This is a genomic window from Rhizobium vallis (assembly GCF_003985155.1).
In the GTDB taxonomy this organism is placed as follows: Bacteria; Pseudomonadota; Alphaproteobacteria; order Rhizobiales; family Rhizobiaceae; genus Rhizobium; species Rhizobium vallis.
Genome location: NZ_ML133726.1, coordinates 1 through 509, shown reverse-complemented (window position 1 = coordinate 509; position 509 = coordinate 1).

The following is a 509-nucleotide window of genomic DNA, read 5'->3' as shown; positions in this document are numbered from 1 at the left end:
TGCGATCGGCAACAAGGTGCCGATCTCGTTGGTGAATTCGGGAGGCGCAACCAGCCCGCCTCCCTGAATGAAGCCGGAAAACTCTAGCATCCGGTGGTCCAACGTTTGGGAGCGTTTCAAGACCGCCGAGGCTCTAATCGCCGTCAGTGGCAGGTCAGGATCGAAAGCTTCAACATTTTTCGATTGGGAGCTGGGTGCGATTGTCTCCAGTTTTCGGATCCGTTGTCCTGCTGATAGTCGCGGTCGACCTAGCGGTGCAAGTGATGCCATCACGACACCGTCTGTCGGCTTTGTCTGATCGGCGACATTAGGTTTGTTTGGCAGTTTCCTGTGGTGGTTCGGAGTAACTTTCTGAAACCCAACAAAAGGATCTTTCCTTTGGCTCGATCGGCCCACATGGCACGGGTTTTGAAGATTGCCATGCGAGGCGGCGCGAGCTGCCTGCCTTTTACTCAGCGATGGATGGAACGAAAGAAGGAAGGCGATATGTCAGATTTGCGTCAAATCGC